Source organism: Arthrobacter jiangjiafuii (assembly GCF_018622995.1).
In the GTDB taxonomy this organism is placed as follows: Bacteria; Actinomycetota; Actinomycetes; order Actinomycetales; family Micrococcaceae; genus Arthrobacter_B; species Arthrobacter_B jiangjiafuii.
This window is the reverse complement of the sequence record NZ_CP076022.1, coordinates 2,820,181-2,834,872: the sequence shown is the minus strand read 5'-3', so window position 1 is coordinate 2,834,872 and position 14,692 is coordinate 2,820,181. Positions and strand designations below refer to the sequence as shown.

Sequence of the window (14,692 nt, the reverse complement as noted above, 5' to 3'; positions counted from 1 at the left end):
TACCCTGGCTGAAAGCCGAGCCGATCCGGCTTAGCCCTGGCCGCGCAGCTGGCGGATGCCGTCCTGCACCACGGCGCGCAGGTCGCCGTCGTTCTCTGCCGCGATCCGCCGCTGCCGCTGGTAGCCCGCACCGCGCTCGATGATGACTGCCACGTCCGCCAGCTCGGCACTGCAGCCCAGCTTTTCGGCCACGGGAGCCAGCCGCGGGAGGACGTCTTCCAGCAGGTGGTCGGTGACCAGCTTCTCGTTGCCGGCCGCATCGAGGATGATGATCGCGTCCAGACCGTACCGGGCGGCACGCCACTTGTTCTCCTGCACATGCCACGGCGGCATGGTCGGGATGGTGCCGCCGTTGTCCAGGATCGTGGAGAATTCATCCACCAGGCACTGGGTCAGCGCCGCTACGGCTCCCACGTCCTCGATGGTCGCCATGCCGTCACAGACCCGCATTTCCACGGTGCCGAGATTGGGTACGGGGCGGATGTCCCAGCGGATTTCGCTGATCGAATCGATCACTCCGGTGGTGAACATGTCCTGTACATACGACTCGTATTCGCCCCAGGAACCGAACTGGAACGGCAGGCCGGCGGTGGGCAGCTGCTGGAACATCAGGGCGCGCTGGGACGCGTAGCCGGTGTCTTCGCCGGACCAGTACGGGGAGGACGCCGACAGGGCCTGGAAATGCGGGAAGTAATTGACCAGCCCGTCGAGCACCGGCAGGGCCTTGTCCTTGGAATCCAGGCCGACATGGACGTGCACCCCGTAGATCAGCATCTGCTGCCCCCACCACTGGGTGCGGTCGATCAGTTTGGCGTAGCGTTCCTTGTCCGTGACCGGCTGTGAACGCGGGGCGCTGAACGGGTGCGAGCCGGAACAGAACAGCTCCACGCCCATCGGGTCGGTGACCTTGCGCAGGGCTTCCAATGAGCGGTTGAGGTCTGCCTTGGCTTCAGCGACCGTGTGGCAGACGCCGGTCACGAGTTCCACCGTGTTTTCGAGCAGCTCCTGCTTGATGTGCGGATGCTCGTCGTCTTCGCTGATCCCAGGCCAGGCAGCGCTGACGCCGCGCAGGACTTCGTCCGCCACGGATACGAGATCCCCCGTGGTCCGGTCGACAAGTGCCAGCTCCCATTCAACGCCGAGGGTTGATTGTGCTGACTGGGCGAAGCCGATTTCCAAACTGTCTCCTGCTGTATGCGTAATCCGTGGGAACCCGGTCCCGCATCTTCGCGCATGAGTAACCCGGTTCAATCCTAGCTGTGCAGCGGACCCACTCAGTCAACAGTCCCGGCCGGTTATTCCCGGCCTGAACTAGGGATCAGGAGACCGAAGGACATAATGGGTACGTGCCGATCCTGAACAAAGACATGACCCTGTGTATCTCGCTGGCAGCGCGGCCCTCCAACATCGGAACGCGCTTCCACAATTACCTGTATGACCTGTTGGAGCTGAACTACGTCTACAAGGCCTTCGCTCCCGCCGACCTGGCGCAGGCCATCGCCGGTGTCCGTGGCCTGCCGATCCGCGGCTGCGCCGTCTCGATGCCGTACAAGGAGGACGTCATAGCCCTCGTAGACCGGATGGACGCTTCGGCACTGGCGATTGCCTCGGTGAACACGATAGTGAACGACGACGGCGTCCTCACTGCCTACAACACCGACTACCTGGCCATCGTCCGGCTGCTCGCCGACCACCACGTCCCCGCTTCCTACTCCGTGCTGCTGCGCGGATCCGGGGGCATGGCCAAGGCGGTTGCCGCGGCGCTGAGGGATTCCGGTTTCTCCGATGTCACGGTGGTGGCCCGCAACGAGGCCACCGGCCGGCTGCTGGCTGACGCCTACGACTTCAACTGGCGGCCCGACGCCGCCGGTGCCACGGCGGACCTGCTGATCAACGTGACCCCGCTGGGGATGGCCGGGGAGGACGAAGACATCCAGGCGTTCGACGACGCCGCGGTGGCTGCCGCGCACACTGTGTTCGACGTCGTCGCGCTGCCCTCCGAAACGCCGCTGATCAAGGCCGCCCGGACGGCCGGGAAACCGGTCATCACCGGGGCAGAGGTGATCGCGGTCCAGGCGGAGGAACAGTTTGTGCTCTATACCGGGGTGCGGCCCACCCCGGAGCAGGTCAAGGCTGCCAGCGAGTTCTCCCGCGCCTAGGGAACTACAGGTTCCACCACGATGGCCACCCGGTCTTCGCCCAGCCGGGTGAGGACCAGGGTCGCCTTGTTCGGCCCCTTGCCGGAGCCGGTCAGCAGCTGCTTGCGCAGCTCTTCCGGGGTGACCGACATCCCGCGCTTCTTGATGTCCAGGACGCCGATCCCGTTGGCCTTGACCCACGCCTTGAGCGCCTTGACGTTGTAGGGACGCACCTCGAGCACCCGGTAGGCCCGGGCAAAGGGTGTTTCCATCAGCTCGGGCGCACCGATATAGGCAATGTGTTCATCCAGCAGGTGCCCGCCCAGGGAACGGGCGACGTCGGCGACCAGCCCCGCACGGATGACGGCGCCGTCGGGCTCATACAGGAAGGCATCGACGGCGCCGACGGCCACGTCTTCACCGCCGGGCGCGTAGTCCACCGGTGAGGTCAGCTCGGCCGCACCGTTGGGGCCGATCACCAGGGCTGCCCGGCGGACGCCCTCGCGGCGCAGCGCGTTGAACCAGAGCGTCGCTTCGGTGACGTCGCCGTCCACCGAAACCCACTGTGCTTCGCAGTTTCCGGGAAGGGCCTCGTGCGGAATGCCCGGGCCCATCTTCACGCCAACGGGCAGGCCGCGGTCCGCCAGGGACTCCACGAAGGACAGCGGCGGCGAGAAGGCCTCGGGATCAAAAATGCGGGTGGTCCCCGAAGTGGAAGTGGTGCGGCGCGCCGGATCCAGCCACACGCCGTCGAACCCGGAGAGGTCAAAGTCCTCGGCGTTGCCCTGGACAACCTTCGCGTCCGGCCAGGGCATCAGGTTGATGGTGGCGGCGGCGGCGGTGATTTCATCGAGTTCGACGGCGGTCACCTGCCGGTCCAGTGTGGCCAGCGCAAGTGCGTCGGCGCCGATGCCGCAGCCCAGGTCGGCGATCTTCTCCAGCCCGGCCTCAACGTACCGCTGCGCGTGCAGTGCTGCGACGTTCAGGCGGGTGGCCTGTTCCAGTCCGGGGGAGGTGAAGACCATGTGGTCGGCAAAGGGACCGAACTTGGTGCGGGCCTTCATCCGCAGTTTCGCCTGGGTCAGGACGGCGGCAACGAGTTCGGGGGAGTGCCCGGCCTTGCGAAGGTCGGTGTTGAGCTTGAAGGACTCGGACTCCAGATACGGGCCGAGGGAGTTCAGCAGTTCCCAGCCTTCGGAAGTCAGAACATGGGCAAGGGAAGTGTCCGGCATGCCTACCAGCCTAGTTCTTCTGCGGGGCCGCACGTTAGCTGTAGGTTGGGCGGCATGACGAAGATCGCCGCCGAGCCGCTGGCTGCGCTGCGGGCCAGGACCAGTGCAAAATGGCAGACCTACCCGGCTGATGTGCTGCCGTTGTTCGTGGCGGAGATGGACTTTCCGCTGGCAGTGCCCGTGCAGCAGGCCATCATCGAACGGGTCCTCGCCTCGGATACCGGCTATATCGCCGGGCCGGAACCCGTGGCCGCAGCCTTCGCCGGATTCGCGGAACGCAGCTGGGGCTGGGCCGTGGACCCCGGGGATGTGCGGACCACTACCGATGCGTCGGTGGCCATTGTCGAATGCCTGCGCCAGGCCGTGCCGGTGGATGGGTCGGTGATCATCACGCCGCCGGTCTACCCGCCCTTCTACGAGCTTCCGCCGGAGGCCGATGCCTCGGTGGTCGAAGTGCCGCTGCTGCTCACGGGGACCGGCTGGCAGTTGGACCTGCCGGAACTGGAGAAGGCCTTCGCCCGTGGCGCCGATGCGCTGCTGCTGTGCAGTCCGCATAATCCGCTGGGCCTTATCCATTCCGCCGATTCACTTCGCGTCGTGGCGGAGTTGTCGGCGAAGTACGGCGTGGCAGTCATCAGCGACGAGATCCACGCCCCGCTGGCCTACATGCCGGGCGCGTTCACACCGTATCTTTCCGTCTCCGCCAACGCCCGGGAATACGGCATCTGCGTCACCGCAGCGTCCAAGGCCTGGAACATCGCGGGCACCAAGTGCGCGTTGATGGTGGCCCAGTCCGACCGCACCCGGCTGCAGCTGGACTCGATGCCGGAGGAAGTGGCCGCCCGCACCTCGATTCTGGGCCTGCACGCGACGAAAGCCGCCTATGATGACGGCGCCCCGTGGCTGGCCGGCGTCCTGGAGTCGCTGGATGCGAACCGCAGGCTGTTGGGGGAGCTGCTGGCGGCGGAACTGCCTGAGGCCGTGTATCGCCCGCCGGCTGCCGGCTACCTGGCATGGCTGGATTTGCGCGGCCTGGGCTGGGGCGATGATCCGGCGGCGGTGGCACTGGAACAGGGACGGGTGGCGTTGGAATCGGGCCTGAAGTTCGGCCGGCGCGGCGCAGGTTTTGCGCGGTTGAATTTCGCTTGCTCCCCGGAGGTGCTCACCGAGGCCGTGGACCGGCTGGCGCGGGTAAGGGCAGGGCGTCAGGCGAAGTAGACGCCGATCCGGTTGCCGTCGATCTCCTCGATGCGGATGTCGATCTCGTAAATGTCCCGCAGCACGTCCGGCTGCATAATCCGGGACGGCGGACCCTGATGGATAATCCGGCCCTGCCGCATGGCAATGATGTCGTCGGAGTAGCAGGAGGCGAAGTTGATGTCGTGGATGACCAGCACCACCGTCTTGCCGAAGTCGTCGGTGAGCCGGCGCAGCAAGCGCATCATTTCCACCGAGTGCTTCATGTCCAGGTTGTTCAACGGCTCGTCCAGCAACAGGTAGTCGGTGCCCTGCGCCAGGACCATCGCGATGAACGCCCGCTGGCGCTGCCCGCCGGAGAGCTCGTCCACGAAGCGGTCGGCCAGGGCGGTGAGGTCCAGGTAGGCCATGGCTTCATCGATGAAGACCTTGTCGGCGCTGGTGGGCCGGCCGCCGTTGTGCGGGTACCGGCCAAAGCCCACCAGGTCACGCACGGTCAGGCGCACGGTCAGCTGGTTGTCCTGCCGGAGGATGGCCATCTTCCGGGCCAGCTCCTTCCCGGGGGTGGCGAACACATCGAGGCCGTCCACGCTCACGGAGCCGGCATCCATGCGCAGCAGCCGCGACATGATGGAGAGCAGCGTGGACTTCCCGGCACCGTTGGGCCCGATGATGGAGGTGATGCCGCCTTCCTTGATGTCGGCGCTGACGCCGTCGACCACCACTTGGTTGGCATAGGACTTGGAGACGCCGGTTACGGAGATCATTTGACGTTGCCTCTCAGCAGCAGGATAAGGAAGACGATGCCGCCGACGAACTCAATGACAATGCTCAGTGCGGTGTCGAACGCGAAGATGCGTTCCAGGACCAGTTGGCCGCCCACCAAGGCAATGACACCGAGCAGCACGGCAATGGGCAGCACGGCGGTGTGCCGGAAATGCGAGCACAGCTGGTAGGCCAGGGACGCCACCAGCAGGCCGAAGAACGTCACCGGCCCCACCAGGGCGGTGGAGACGGCCACCAGGACGGAGCAGATCACCAGTGTGGCGGTAACCGCCTTTTTGTGGTCTACGCCAAGGTTGACGGCGGTGTCCCGGCCCAGGGCCAGGACATCGAAGGAATGGCGCATCCGCCAGGCCATGAAGCTGACGACGGCGACGGCGACGCCGGAGTACCCCAGCAGTGCGCCGTCCACGTTGTTGAAGGACGCGAAGAACAGGTCCTGCAGGATGATGAATTCGCTGGGGTCGATCAGGCGCTGGAGCAGGGAGGAGAAGCCCCGGAACATGGTGCCGAAGATGATCCCCACCAGCAGCATCAGGTGCAGGGATTTGCCGCCGCCGGTGAACAGCCAGCGGTAGAGCAGGAAGGAGAAGCCCACCATAAGGGCGATTTCGACGGCGAACCGCAGCGGTTCGGACATGGTCAGCACGGCCTGCCCGCCGAGGGTAAACACCAGAACGGTCTGCAGCAGCACGTAGAGGGCATCAAAGCCCATGATCGACGGGGTCAGGATGCGGTTGCACGTCACCGTCTGGAACAACACGGTGGACACCCCGACGGCGTACGCCACCAGGATCATGGAGGCCACCTTGATGGCGCGGCGGGGGAGGATGTAGCCGATGTTCCCGCGCAGCTCAATGGTCATGAACACGGCGACCAGGGCTGCTGCCACCACTGACAGCGTGATGATCCAGAACTTCGGCGGCAGCGACCGGACCGGATGCCGGCGGTGGGAAACCAACGCCGTCGGCAACGGGCTGGCGGGAGCTTCGAGGCCGGTTTCAGTTTTAGCCACGGTCGGCACGCTTTCGCAGGAGCAGGTAGAGGAAGAGGACGCTGCCGATGGCGGCGACAATGACACCCACCGGGATCTCGTACGGATAGCGGATGGTGCGCCCGATGATGTCGCAGGCAAGGACAAAACCGGCGCCGAAGACGGCTACCCAGGGGACGGCCCGGCGCACGTTGTCACCGATCAGCAGCGACACGAGGTTGGGCACGATCAGGCCCAGGAAGGGGATGGACCCGACGCTGACGACGACGACGGCGCTGATCAGGGACACGATCACCAGTCCCAGGGCCATGACGCGGTTGTAGTTCAAACCCAGGTTGGTGGTGAAGTCGGCGCCCATCCCTGCGACGGTGAAGCGGTCGGCTGCCAGATACCCGATGACGGTCAGCAGTCCCACAATCCACAGGAGCTCGTACCGGCCGCGCAGGACGCCGGAAAAGTCGCCCACCATCCAGCTGTTCAAGGTCTGCAGCAGGTCGGTGCGGTAGGCGAAGAAGGTTGTTACGGCTGAAATGACACCGCCGAGCATGATGCCCACCAGTGGAACCAGGAGGGTGTTGCGCAGCGGCAGGCGGCGCAGGATCAGCAGGAACAGTGCTGTTCCGGCGGCGGCAAATAGCGTGGCAGTGGACATCTTCAGCATCATCGATGCGCCGGGAATCAGGATGGTGACGACCAGGATGCCCAGCGATGCGGATTCAACTGTGCCCACGGTGGAGGGTTCCACGAACTTGTTACGGGCCATCAGCTGCATGATCAGTCCGGCGACGCTGACGGCCATGCCGGCGAGGATGATGCTCAGTGTGCGCGGCACGCGGCTGACCCAGAAGACCTGCCAGGCCGCGGGGTCGCCCGCGGTCAGGGACCGCAGCGAGACATCGCTGACGCCGATGAACATGCTCGCCACCGCCAGCACCAGCACCAGCGCGGCGCCCAGCGCGAGGCCGGGCAGGGCGCGCGGAAGCCGCCGTCGTCGGCTGGCGACGTCAGCGGCTGGCGGGGCAGGGGCGGTAACCGGGGGAGGAGGCTGTGAAGAAGCCTGGCCTGGTTCCGGGACGGCAGGGGCGCTCATATCAAAAAGTCCGGTCTCCGTGGCCCGGGCACGCGGCATGAAGCCAGGCGCCCGGGCTGCGGGTGGAAAGCAGGAGTTAGGAAATACCGTTCTGGACTTCGGTCACCATGGCGTCCACATTGTTCAGGCCGTAGCCCACGAGGTACCAGCTATTGGCGTTGAGCGCGGTGATGCGCTCGTTCTTGGCTGCGTTGGTGCCATTGACCAGTTCGTTGTCCAGGACGGCAACGGCGGCTTCGCCGCTCTCGCCCACTGCGGTGTCACGGTCGATGACGAAGAGGTTGTCGGGGTTCTTATCGGCGATGTACTCGGCGGTGATGGATTCGCCGTGCTTGCCGTCGGCCTTGATCTCGGCAACCGGGGTGACGCCCAGGACGTCGTGGATGATGCCGAAGCGGGAGCCGGCGCCGTAGGCGGTCATTTCCCCGCCGCTGGTCATCACGATCAGGCCGGTGCCTGCTTCGGCTGCAGCGGTCTTGGTCTCTTCGATGCGCGCGTCGATGGCTGCCAGCTTCTCTTCGGCGGCTTCCTCCTTGTCGAAGATGCGGCCCAGGGTGCCGGTGACTTCCTTGAAGGATGCCATCGAATCTGCAGCATCAACGCTGAGGTCGATGGTGGGGGCAATCTTGCTCAGCTCTTCATAGGACGCGGCGACGCGGCCGGAGATGATGATCAGGTCCGGGGCACCTTCGCTGATTGCCTCGAAGTCCGGCTCCTTCATGGAGCCGATCTTGGCGTAGTCATCGCCAGCGTACTTGGACAGGCTCTCGGGGAAGTTGGCGGCGGGAACACCGTCGACGTCAACGTCGAGGGCGTTCATGGTGTCCAGTGCGCCGAGGTCAAAGGTGTAGACGGTTTCGGGATTGACCGGGACCTCGGTGCTGCCCTGGGCATGCTCCACAGTGATGTTGGCCGGTTTGGCCGCGGCATCGGCAGACGCTTCGGTCTCTGCGCCGCACGCGCTGAGGGCGAGGAGGGAAGCCAGGGCGGTCCCTGCGACAAGGCGGGACTTGAAAGTGTTTTTCACGGTAAGGAACTCCAGCTGCTTAGGTCAACGTCCGCCCGGCGGGGAAACCACCAATAAGGACACAGAAATGTTTGCTAATGTGTGCGCGCCTTTGAAAGCTACCGTGTTAGGTGAGCCTAAGGCAACTTGGAAGCATGACGAAGGCAACAAAAGAACTTCCCGGAGCAGGTAGCCCAAAAAAGGATTGTTGGCACTCGCCTTGACCGAGTGCTAACCGTTGCATAAAGTCGGAGCTAGCACTCTCCAAGTGAGGGTGCTAATTCCTGAGGGAAGCGCCATCCGGCACCGCGACGACGGCCAGCGCCTACCGACGGCCCCATCCGTTAGTAACTACGCAAAGGAGAGCCCGAGTGTCGGTCTCGATTAAGCCCCTTGAGGATCGCATTGTTGTCCGCCCCCTCGAAGCCGAGCAGACCACTGCTTCCGGCCTCGTCATCCCGGACACCGCCAAGGAAAAGCCCCAGGAGGGCGAAGTTGTCGCAGTAGGCCCCGGCCGTGTTGACGACAACGGCAACCGCGTTCCGGTTGATGTTTCCGAAGGTGACGTTGTCATCTACTCGAAGTACGGCGGAACCGAAGTCAAGCACGGCGGCCAGGAGTACCTGGTGCTGTCCGCCCGCGACGTGCTGGCCATCGTCGTTAAGTAGTCGAAAAAGGGAAACCCCGGCCAATCTGGCCGGGGTTTTCTGATGCAGGTGCAGATGTAGCTGTCGGAAAGGACACACACATGGCAAAGCAATTGGAGTTCAACGACTCCGCCCGCCGTTCGCTGGAGGCCGGCGTCGACAAGCTGGCCAACACCGTCAAGGTGACCCTCGGCCCGCGCGGCCGCAACGTAGTGCTCGCCAAGACCTGGGGCGCTCCCACCATCACGAACGACGGCGTCACCATCGCCCGTGAGGTTGAGCTGGAGGACCCGTACGAGAACCTCGGCGCACAGCTGGCCAAGGAAGTAGCAACCAAGACCAACGATGTTGCCGGCGACGGCACCACCACCGCAACCGTCCTGGCCCAGGCGCTGGTCAAGGAAGGCCTGCGCAACGTTGCTGCCGGCGCAGCTCCGGGCCAGCTCAAGCGCGGCATGGAGACTGCCGTGGAGGCAGTGGCAGCCCGCCTGCTGGAAAATGCCAAGGAAGTCCAGGGCAACCAGGTGGCGCATGTCGCCGCCATCTCCGCGCAGAGCACCGAGATCGGCGAGCTGCTCGCCAAGGCCTTTGACACCGTCGGCAAGGACGGCGTCATCACCATCGAGGAATCCTCCTCGACGCAGACCGAACTGGTCATCACCGAGGGCATGCAGTTCGACAAGGGCTACCTGTCCCCGTACTTCGTGACCGATCCGGAGCGTCAGGAAGCCGTCCTCGAGGACGCCTTGATCCTGATCAACTCCGGCAAGATCTCCTCCGTGGCCGAGTTCCTGCCGCTGCTGGAAAAGGCGCTGCAGACCTCCAAGCCGCTGTTCATCATCGCCGAGGACATTGAAGGCGAAGCCCTGTCCACCCTGGTGGTCAACAAGATCCGCGGCACCCTGAACGTGGTAGCCGTCAAGGCTCCCGGCTTCGGCGACCGCCGCAAGGCCATGATGCAGGACATCGCCACCCTCACCGGTGCGCAGGTTGTCTCCCCGGACCTGGGCCTGAAGCTGGACCAGGTTGGCCTTGAGGTGCTGGGTTCGGCCCGCCGCATCACGGTCACCAAGGACAGCACCACCATCGTCGACGGAACCGGCTCGGAATCAGACGTCGCGGACCGCGTTTCCCAGATCCGTGCAGAGATTGAGCGCTCGGATTCCGACTGGGACCGCGAGAAGCTGCAGGAACGCCTGGCCAAGCTCTCCGGCGGCATTGGTGTCATCAAGGTCGGCGCAGCCACCGAGGTTGAGCTGAAGGAAAAGAAGCACCGCATCGAAGACGCCGTGTCTTCCACGCGTGCAGCCCTGGAAGAGGGCATTGTGGCCGGCGGCGGTTCCGCACTGGTCCACGCTGCCAAGGCCCTGGACACCGATCCGGAGGTCGCCAAGCTCGAAGGCGACGCCGCCACCGCCGTGGGCCTGGTGCGCCGCGCACTGGCCCAGCCGCTGCGCTGGATCGCCGAGAACGCCGGTGCCGAAGGCATGGTTGTTGTTGCCAAGGTCACCGACCTCGAGGTCAACCACGGCTTCAACGCCGCAACCGGCGTCTACGAGAACCTCGTTGACGCCGGGATCATCGACCCGGTCAAGGTCACGCGGTCGGCGCTGCGCAACGCGGCGTCCATCGCCGCGCTGGTCCTCACCACGGAAGCTCTCGTGGTGGAGAAGCCGGCCGACAACGACGAAGATCACGGCCACCAGCACTAGGTGCCGTAAAAGCCCCGGATCCAGTGTGGAAATCCGCACCGGATCCGGGGCTTTTTGCTGTCCGGAGACCGCCGGATCCCCGCCCCGGAGAAACACCGCGGCCGGTGCCCTGTTGTTTGAACTGTAAACTTCAACGGTATTTCGGATCAGAGGAAGTTCTAATTATTTTGAGTTCTAACGTGGTTTCGGCTCCGCACCAGCGGCGCTACCGGCCCGAAGTCCAGGGCCTGCGCGCCCTGGCCGTAGTGCTGGTGGTGCTCTACCACGTCTGGCTGGGCCGGGTCTCCGGCGGTGTGGACATCTTCCTCCTGATCTCCGCTTTCCTGCTGACCGGCTCCTTTGTGCGCAAGGTCGAAGCCGGGGCGCCGCTGGCACTGGGCCGCTACTGGCTTCACCGCTTCAAGGGCCTGCTGCCCGCCGCGGTGGTTGTCCTGCTGGCTGTGCTTGCCGCCAGCGCGTGGCTGCTGCCCAAGAGTGACTGGGCCGGGATTTTCCGGCAGGTCTGGTCCTCGCTGTTCTACGTGCAGAACTGGACCCTGGCCAACAGCTCAGTGGACTACTACGCCCGGGACAACAGTGCGGCCAGCCCGCTGCAGCACTTCTGGTCCCTCTCCGTCCAGGGACAGGTCTTCATCCTCTGGCCGCTGATCTTCGCCGGTGCCGCCTTCGCGGCCAACCGGCTGCGGCTGCGCTACCGGCATGTCCTGCTCGGAGTCTTCGGAGCGGTCTTCCTGTGCTCGCTGGCCTTTTCCATCTGGCAGACGGCCGTGAACCAGGGATATGCCTACTTCGACACCCGGACCCGCCTGTGGGAGTTCGCTCTCGGCTCGCTGCTGGCCTTGGCCCTGCCGTATCTGCGCTTTGGCCGGATCCCGCGCATCATCATGGGGTGGATCGGTGTTGCTGCGATGCTCAGCTGCGGAGTCCTCCTGCAGGTGCAGCAGCAGTTCCCCGGCTACATGGCGCTGTGGCCCACGCTGGCCGCGGCCCTGATCATCACCGCCGGAGACACCGGCAGCCGGGCCGGCGCGGACCGCTTCCTCTCCTCCAAGCCGCTGGTGGCCATGGGGAACAACTCCTACGCGCTGTACCTGTGGCACTGGCCGGTCCTCGTGCTCTGGCTGGTCACCGCCGGGAAGGAAAACGCCGGACTGCTGGACGGCGCCGTCGTCATCGCGCTCTCCTGCGTCCTGGCCGTGCTCACCACCTCGCTGGTGGAGAACCCAATGAGCCGCTGGTCCTGGCCCAATACGGCACCGTGGCGCACCGCCGTCGTCGTCGCCGCGTCCCTGGCCCTGGTCGCTGCGCCGCTGGCCGGCTGGCAGGCCGGCGTCCGCAGCCAGGAGCAGGCCGTGCGGCTGCAGACCGTGATGGACAATCCCGGCGCGCTGGCCCTCGACCCCGGCTTTGAATATGCCGGTTCCACCGACGCCGTGGTGAAGCCCTCCTCAACCGGCATGGGCGCCGAGTGGGCGAAAACCGACGGCGCCTGCGAAGAGGCCTACCTGCCGGAGGACCCGCTGCTGGCCGGCTGCCTGCGGATCGGTTCCGCCGAAGGGGCCGTCAAGAGCATCGTGGTGCTCGGGGACTCCCATGCCCAGCAGTGGCTGTCCGCCCTGGGCCCGGTGGCCAAGGCGAACAACTGGCACCTCGTGGCGCTGCTCAAGCCGGGCTGCCGCTACGGCGCCGCCGCCGAAAGCCGCAGCGAGGAATGCAACGCGTTCAACGCGGCCTCCTCCGACTACGTGCAGCAAACGGTTCCCGACGCTGTCTTCACGGTCGCATCCGTCTCCAAGCCCAGCTCGGCGGAGGAAACCCTGGCCGACGGCTACGAGGCAGGGGTTGCCCCCTTCACTGCTGCCGGAATCGACGTGCTTGCCATGCGGGACAACCCCCGCTTCGACTTCGACATGGTCAAGTGCCTGGACGCCAACAACCTCGACACCACGGCGTGCACCCTGCCGCGCACCCAGCTCCTGGCCGCCGTCTCACCGCTGGATGCACTCGCCGCGACCCCCGGGATCCACACCCTGGATATGACCGACCAGCTCTGCACCGCCCAGGAATGCCCGGGCATCATCGGCAACACCTTCGTCTACATGGACCACGACCACCTGAGCCGCACCTACCTCGAGACCACCACCGGCGTCCTCGCCCGACGGATTCTCGCGGCGACAGGCTGGGAGGGAACAGCTGTGAGCGCCACCACCAACGAATTGTTGGAATAGGGACCCGGAGGCTTTCGTTTTAGGATGTAAGGAAGCCAACCGGTCCTTTCCCGGTTCCCTCCATCCCTCCGGTCCCCCGCGAAAGAGGCGTAGTTTTGAGCCAGCAGTCCCCAGAGCATGATCCGTTCGGCTTCATCGGCCTGACCTACGACGACGTCCTGCTGCTGCCCGGCCCGACGGACGTCATCCCGTCCGAGGCGGACACGTCTTCCCGCCTGTCAAAGCGGATCCGGGTGCACACGCCCCTGCTGTCCGCAGCCATGGACACGGTTACCGAATCCCGCATGGCCATCGCCATGGCCCGCCAGGGCGGGCTCGGCGTGATTCACCGCAACCTCTCCATCCCCGACCAGGCTGAGCACGTCGACCGGGTCAAGCGCAGCGAATCCGGCATGATCACCAACCCGGTCACCATTTCCCCGGAAGCCACCCTGCAGGACTTGGACGACCTGTGCGCGCACTTCCGCGTCTCGGGCCTGCCCGTGGTGGACACGGACAACAAGCTGCTGGGCATCGTGACCAACCGCGACACACGCTTCATTCCGCGCGCCGACTATCCGCACCGCAAGGTCAGCGAAGTCATGACCCGGATGCCGCTGATCACCGGCCGCGTGGGTATCAGCGCCGAGGAAACCATGGAGCTGCTCGGCAAGCACCGCATCGAGAAGCTGCCGCTGGTCGACAATGACGGCCGCCTGCAGGGCCTGATCACGGTCAAGGACTTCGACAAGGCAGAGCAGTACCCGCTGGCCACCAAGGATGACGAAGGCCGGCTGCGTGTCGGTGCCGCCATCGGTTTCTTCGGTGACGGCTACGAGCGCGCCATGACGCTGGTCGACGCCGGCGTCGACATCCTGGTTGTGGACACCGCCAACGGCCACAGCGCCGGGGTGCTGGAAATGATCTCCCGCCTGAAGAAGGACCCGGCGGCTGCGCACGTCGATATCATCGGCGGCCAGGCAGCCACCCGTGAAGGCGCCCAGGCACTCATTGATGCCGGCGCCGACGCCATCAAGGTCGGTGTCGGTCCGGGCTCCATCTGCACCACCCGCGTGGTGGCCGGCGTGGGCGTTCCCCAGATCACAGCCATCTACGAGGCCTCCAAGGCAGCCATCCCGGCCGGCATTCCGCTGATCGCCGACGGCGGCCTGCAGTACTCGGGCGACATCGGCAAGGCGATTGTGGCCGGCGCCGATACCGTAATGCTCGGCGGCCTGCTCGCCGGCTCCGCGGAAAGCCCGGGAGACCTGGTCTTCGTCAACGGCAAGCAGTTCAAGTCCTACCGCGGCATGGGCTCCCTGGGCGCCATGCAGTCCCGGGGCAAGAACACCTCGTACTCCAAGGACCGCTACTTCCAGGCGGACGTTCCCTCCGACGAGAAGCTGATTCCCGAGGGCATCGAGGGCCAGGTGCCCTACCGCGGCCCGCTTTCCGCCGTCGCGCACCAGTTGGTCGGCGGCCTGCGCCAGACCATGTTCTACACCGGTGCCCGCACCATCGAGGAACTCAAGGCCAAGGGCAAGTTTGTCCGGATCACTCCGGCCGGCCTGAAGGAATCCCACCCGCACGACATCATGATGACCGCGGAAGCGCCGAACTACGGTACCCGCCGCTAAGGTTCCGACACCGGATCCACAGCTCCGCGCCACGCAGCGGCCGCCACCC

The 14,692-nt window shown here is 65.4% G+C and carries 12 protein-coding genes; 6 read left to right on the top strand and 6 right to left on the bottom strand.

Going from position 1 to position 14,692, the window contains the following annotated elements:
• Window positions 1–30: 30 nt before the first annotated feature.
• On the bottom strand, window positions 31–1,179 hold the full coding sequence (locus tag KKR91_RS13240) for a glutamate--cysteine ligase (protein ID WP_210228127.1): 1,149 nt from the start codon (window positions 1,177–1,179) through the stop codon (window positions 31–33).
• Window positions 1,180–1,346: 167 nt separating this feature from the next.
• Here KKR91_RS13240 and KKR91_RS13235 point away from each other — a divergent pair, with 167 nt between their 5' ends.
• Window positions 1,347–2,159, top strand: coding sequence for a shikimate 5-dehydrogenase (locus KKR91_RS13235; RefSeq protein WP_273544898.1), 813 nt, complete (start codon window positions 1,347–1,349; stop codon window positions 2,157–2,159).
• On the opposite strand, the gene KKR91_RS13230 is transcribed toward KKR91_RS13235, so the two are convergent.
• On the bottom strand, window positions 2,156–3,370 hold the full coding sequence (locus KKR91_RS13230; RefSeq protein WP_210228129.1) for a class I SAM-dependent methyltransferase: 1,215 nt from the start codon (window positions 3,368–3,370) through the stop codon (window positions 2,156–2,158). The two genes, KKR91_RS13235 and KKR91_RS13230, sit on opposite strands and share 4 nt — an antisense overlap.
• Before the next feature lie 54 nt (window positions 3,371–3,424).
• Here KKR91_RS13230 and KKR91_RS13225 point away from each other — a divergent pair, with 54 nt between their 5' ends.
• On the top strand, window positions 3,425–4,588 hold the full coding sequence (locus KKR91_RS13225; RefSeq protein WP_210228131.1) for a MalY/PatB family protein: 1,164 nt from the start codon (window positions 3,425–3,427) through the stop codon (window positions 4,586–4,588).
• On the opposite strand, the gene KKR91_RS13220 is transcribed toward KKR91_RS13225, so the two are convergent.
• The 4 genes from KKR91_RS13220 to KKR91_RS13205 form a co-directional block, all read right to left on the bottom strand.
• On the bottom strand, window positions 4,576–5,334 hold the full coding sequence (locus KKR91_RS13220; RefSeq protein WP_210228133.1) for an iron ABC transporter ATP-binding protein: 759 nt from the start codon (window positions 5,332–5,334) through the stop codon (window positions 4,576–4,578). The genes KKR91_RS13225 and KKR91_RS13220 overlap by 13 nt on opposite strands.
• A complete protein-coding gene (locus tag KKR91_RS13215; protein WP_237687381.1) occupies window positions 5,331–6,365 on the bottom strand; it encodes an iron chelate uptake ABC transporter family permease subunit in 1,035 nt (344 codons plus the stop codon). The genes KKR91_RS13220 and KKR91_RS13215 overlap by 4 nt, the downstream gene beginning before the upstream one ends.
• On the bottom strand, window positions 6,358–7,434 hold the full coding sequence (locus KKR91_RS13210; protein WP_210228135.1) for an ABC transporter permease: 1,077 nt from the start codon (window positions 7,432–7,434) through the stop codon (window positions 6,358–6,360). The genes KKR91_RS13215 and KKR91_RS13210 overlap by 8 nt, the downstream gene beginning before the upstream one ends.
• A 76-nt stretch (window positions 7,435–7,510) precedes the next feature.
• The gene (locus tag KKR91_RS13205; protein WP_210228137.1) at window positions 7,511–8,461 is read right to left on the bottom strand and encodes a siderophore ABC transporter substrate-binding protein; all 951 of its coding nucleotides are present in this window, start codon (window positions 8,459–8,461) and stop codon (window positions 7,511–7,513) included.
• 350 nt (window positions 8,462–8,811) lie between these two features.
• Here KKR91_RS13205 and groES point away from each other — a divergent pair, with 350 nt between their 5' ends.
• The 4 genes from groES (at window position 8,812) to guaB (ending at window position 14,643) form a co-directional block, all read left to right on the top strand.
• Complete coding sequence (gene groES / locus KKR91_RS13200) at window positions 8,812–9,108, top strand: co-chaperone GroES (RefSeq protein WP_152219702.1); 297 nt, start codon at window positions 8,812–8,814, stop codon at window positions 9,106–9,108.
• A gap of 80 nt (window positions 9,109–9,188) precedes the next feature.
• Window positions 9,189–10,799, top strand: coding sequence for a chaperonin GroEL (groL, locus tag KKR91_RS13195; protein ID WP_210228139.1), 1,611 nt, complete (start codon window positions 9,189–9,191; stop codon window positions 10,797–10,799).
• Window positions 10,800–10,966: 167 nt separating this feature from the next.
• Entirely contained in the window at window positions 10,967–13,027 is a 2,061-nt protein-coding gene (locus KKR91_RS13190; RefSeq protein ID WP_210228141.1) for an acyltransferase family protein, read from the top strand.
• Between the two features lie 95 nt (window positions 13,028–13,122).
• Entirely contained in the window at window positions 13,123–14,643 is a 1,521-nt protein-coding gene (guaB, locus tag KKR91_RS13185) for an IMP dehydrogenase (protein ID WP_210228143.1), read from the top strand.
• Window positions 14,644–14,692: the final 49 nt, after the last annotated feature.

Excerpts from the sequence above, each read along its gene's own strand:
- KKR91_RS13230 (WP_210228129.1), bottom strand. The coding sequence starts at position 3,370 with ATGCCGGACACTTCCCTTGCCCATGTTCTGACTTCCGAAGGCTGGGAA.
- KKR91_RS13225 (WP_210228131.1), top strand. The coding sequence starts at position 3,425 with ATGACGAAGATCGCCGCCGAGCCGCTGGCTGCGCTGCGGGCCAGGACC.
- KKR91_RS13220 (WP_210228133.1), bottom strand. The coding sequence starts at position 5,334 with ATGATCTCCGTAACCGGCGTCTCCAAGTCCTATGCCAACCAAGTGGTG.
- KKR91_RS13210 (WP_210228135.1), bottom strand. The coding sequence starts at position 7,434 with ATGAGCGCCCCTGCCGTCCCGGAACCAGGCCAGGCTTCTTCACAGCCT.
- groL (WP_210228139.1), top strand. The coding sequence starts at position 9,189 with ATGGCAAAGCAATTGGAGTTCAACGACTCCGCCCGCCGTTCGCTGGAG.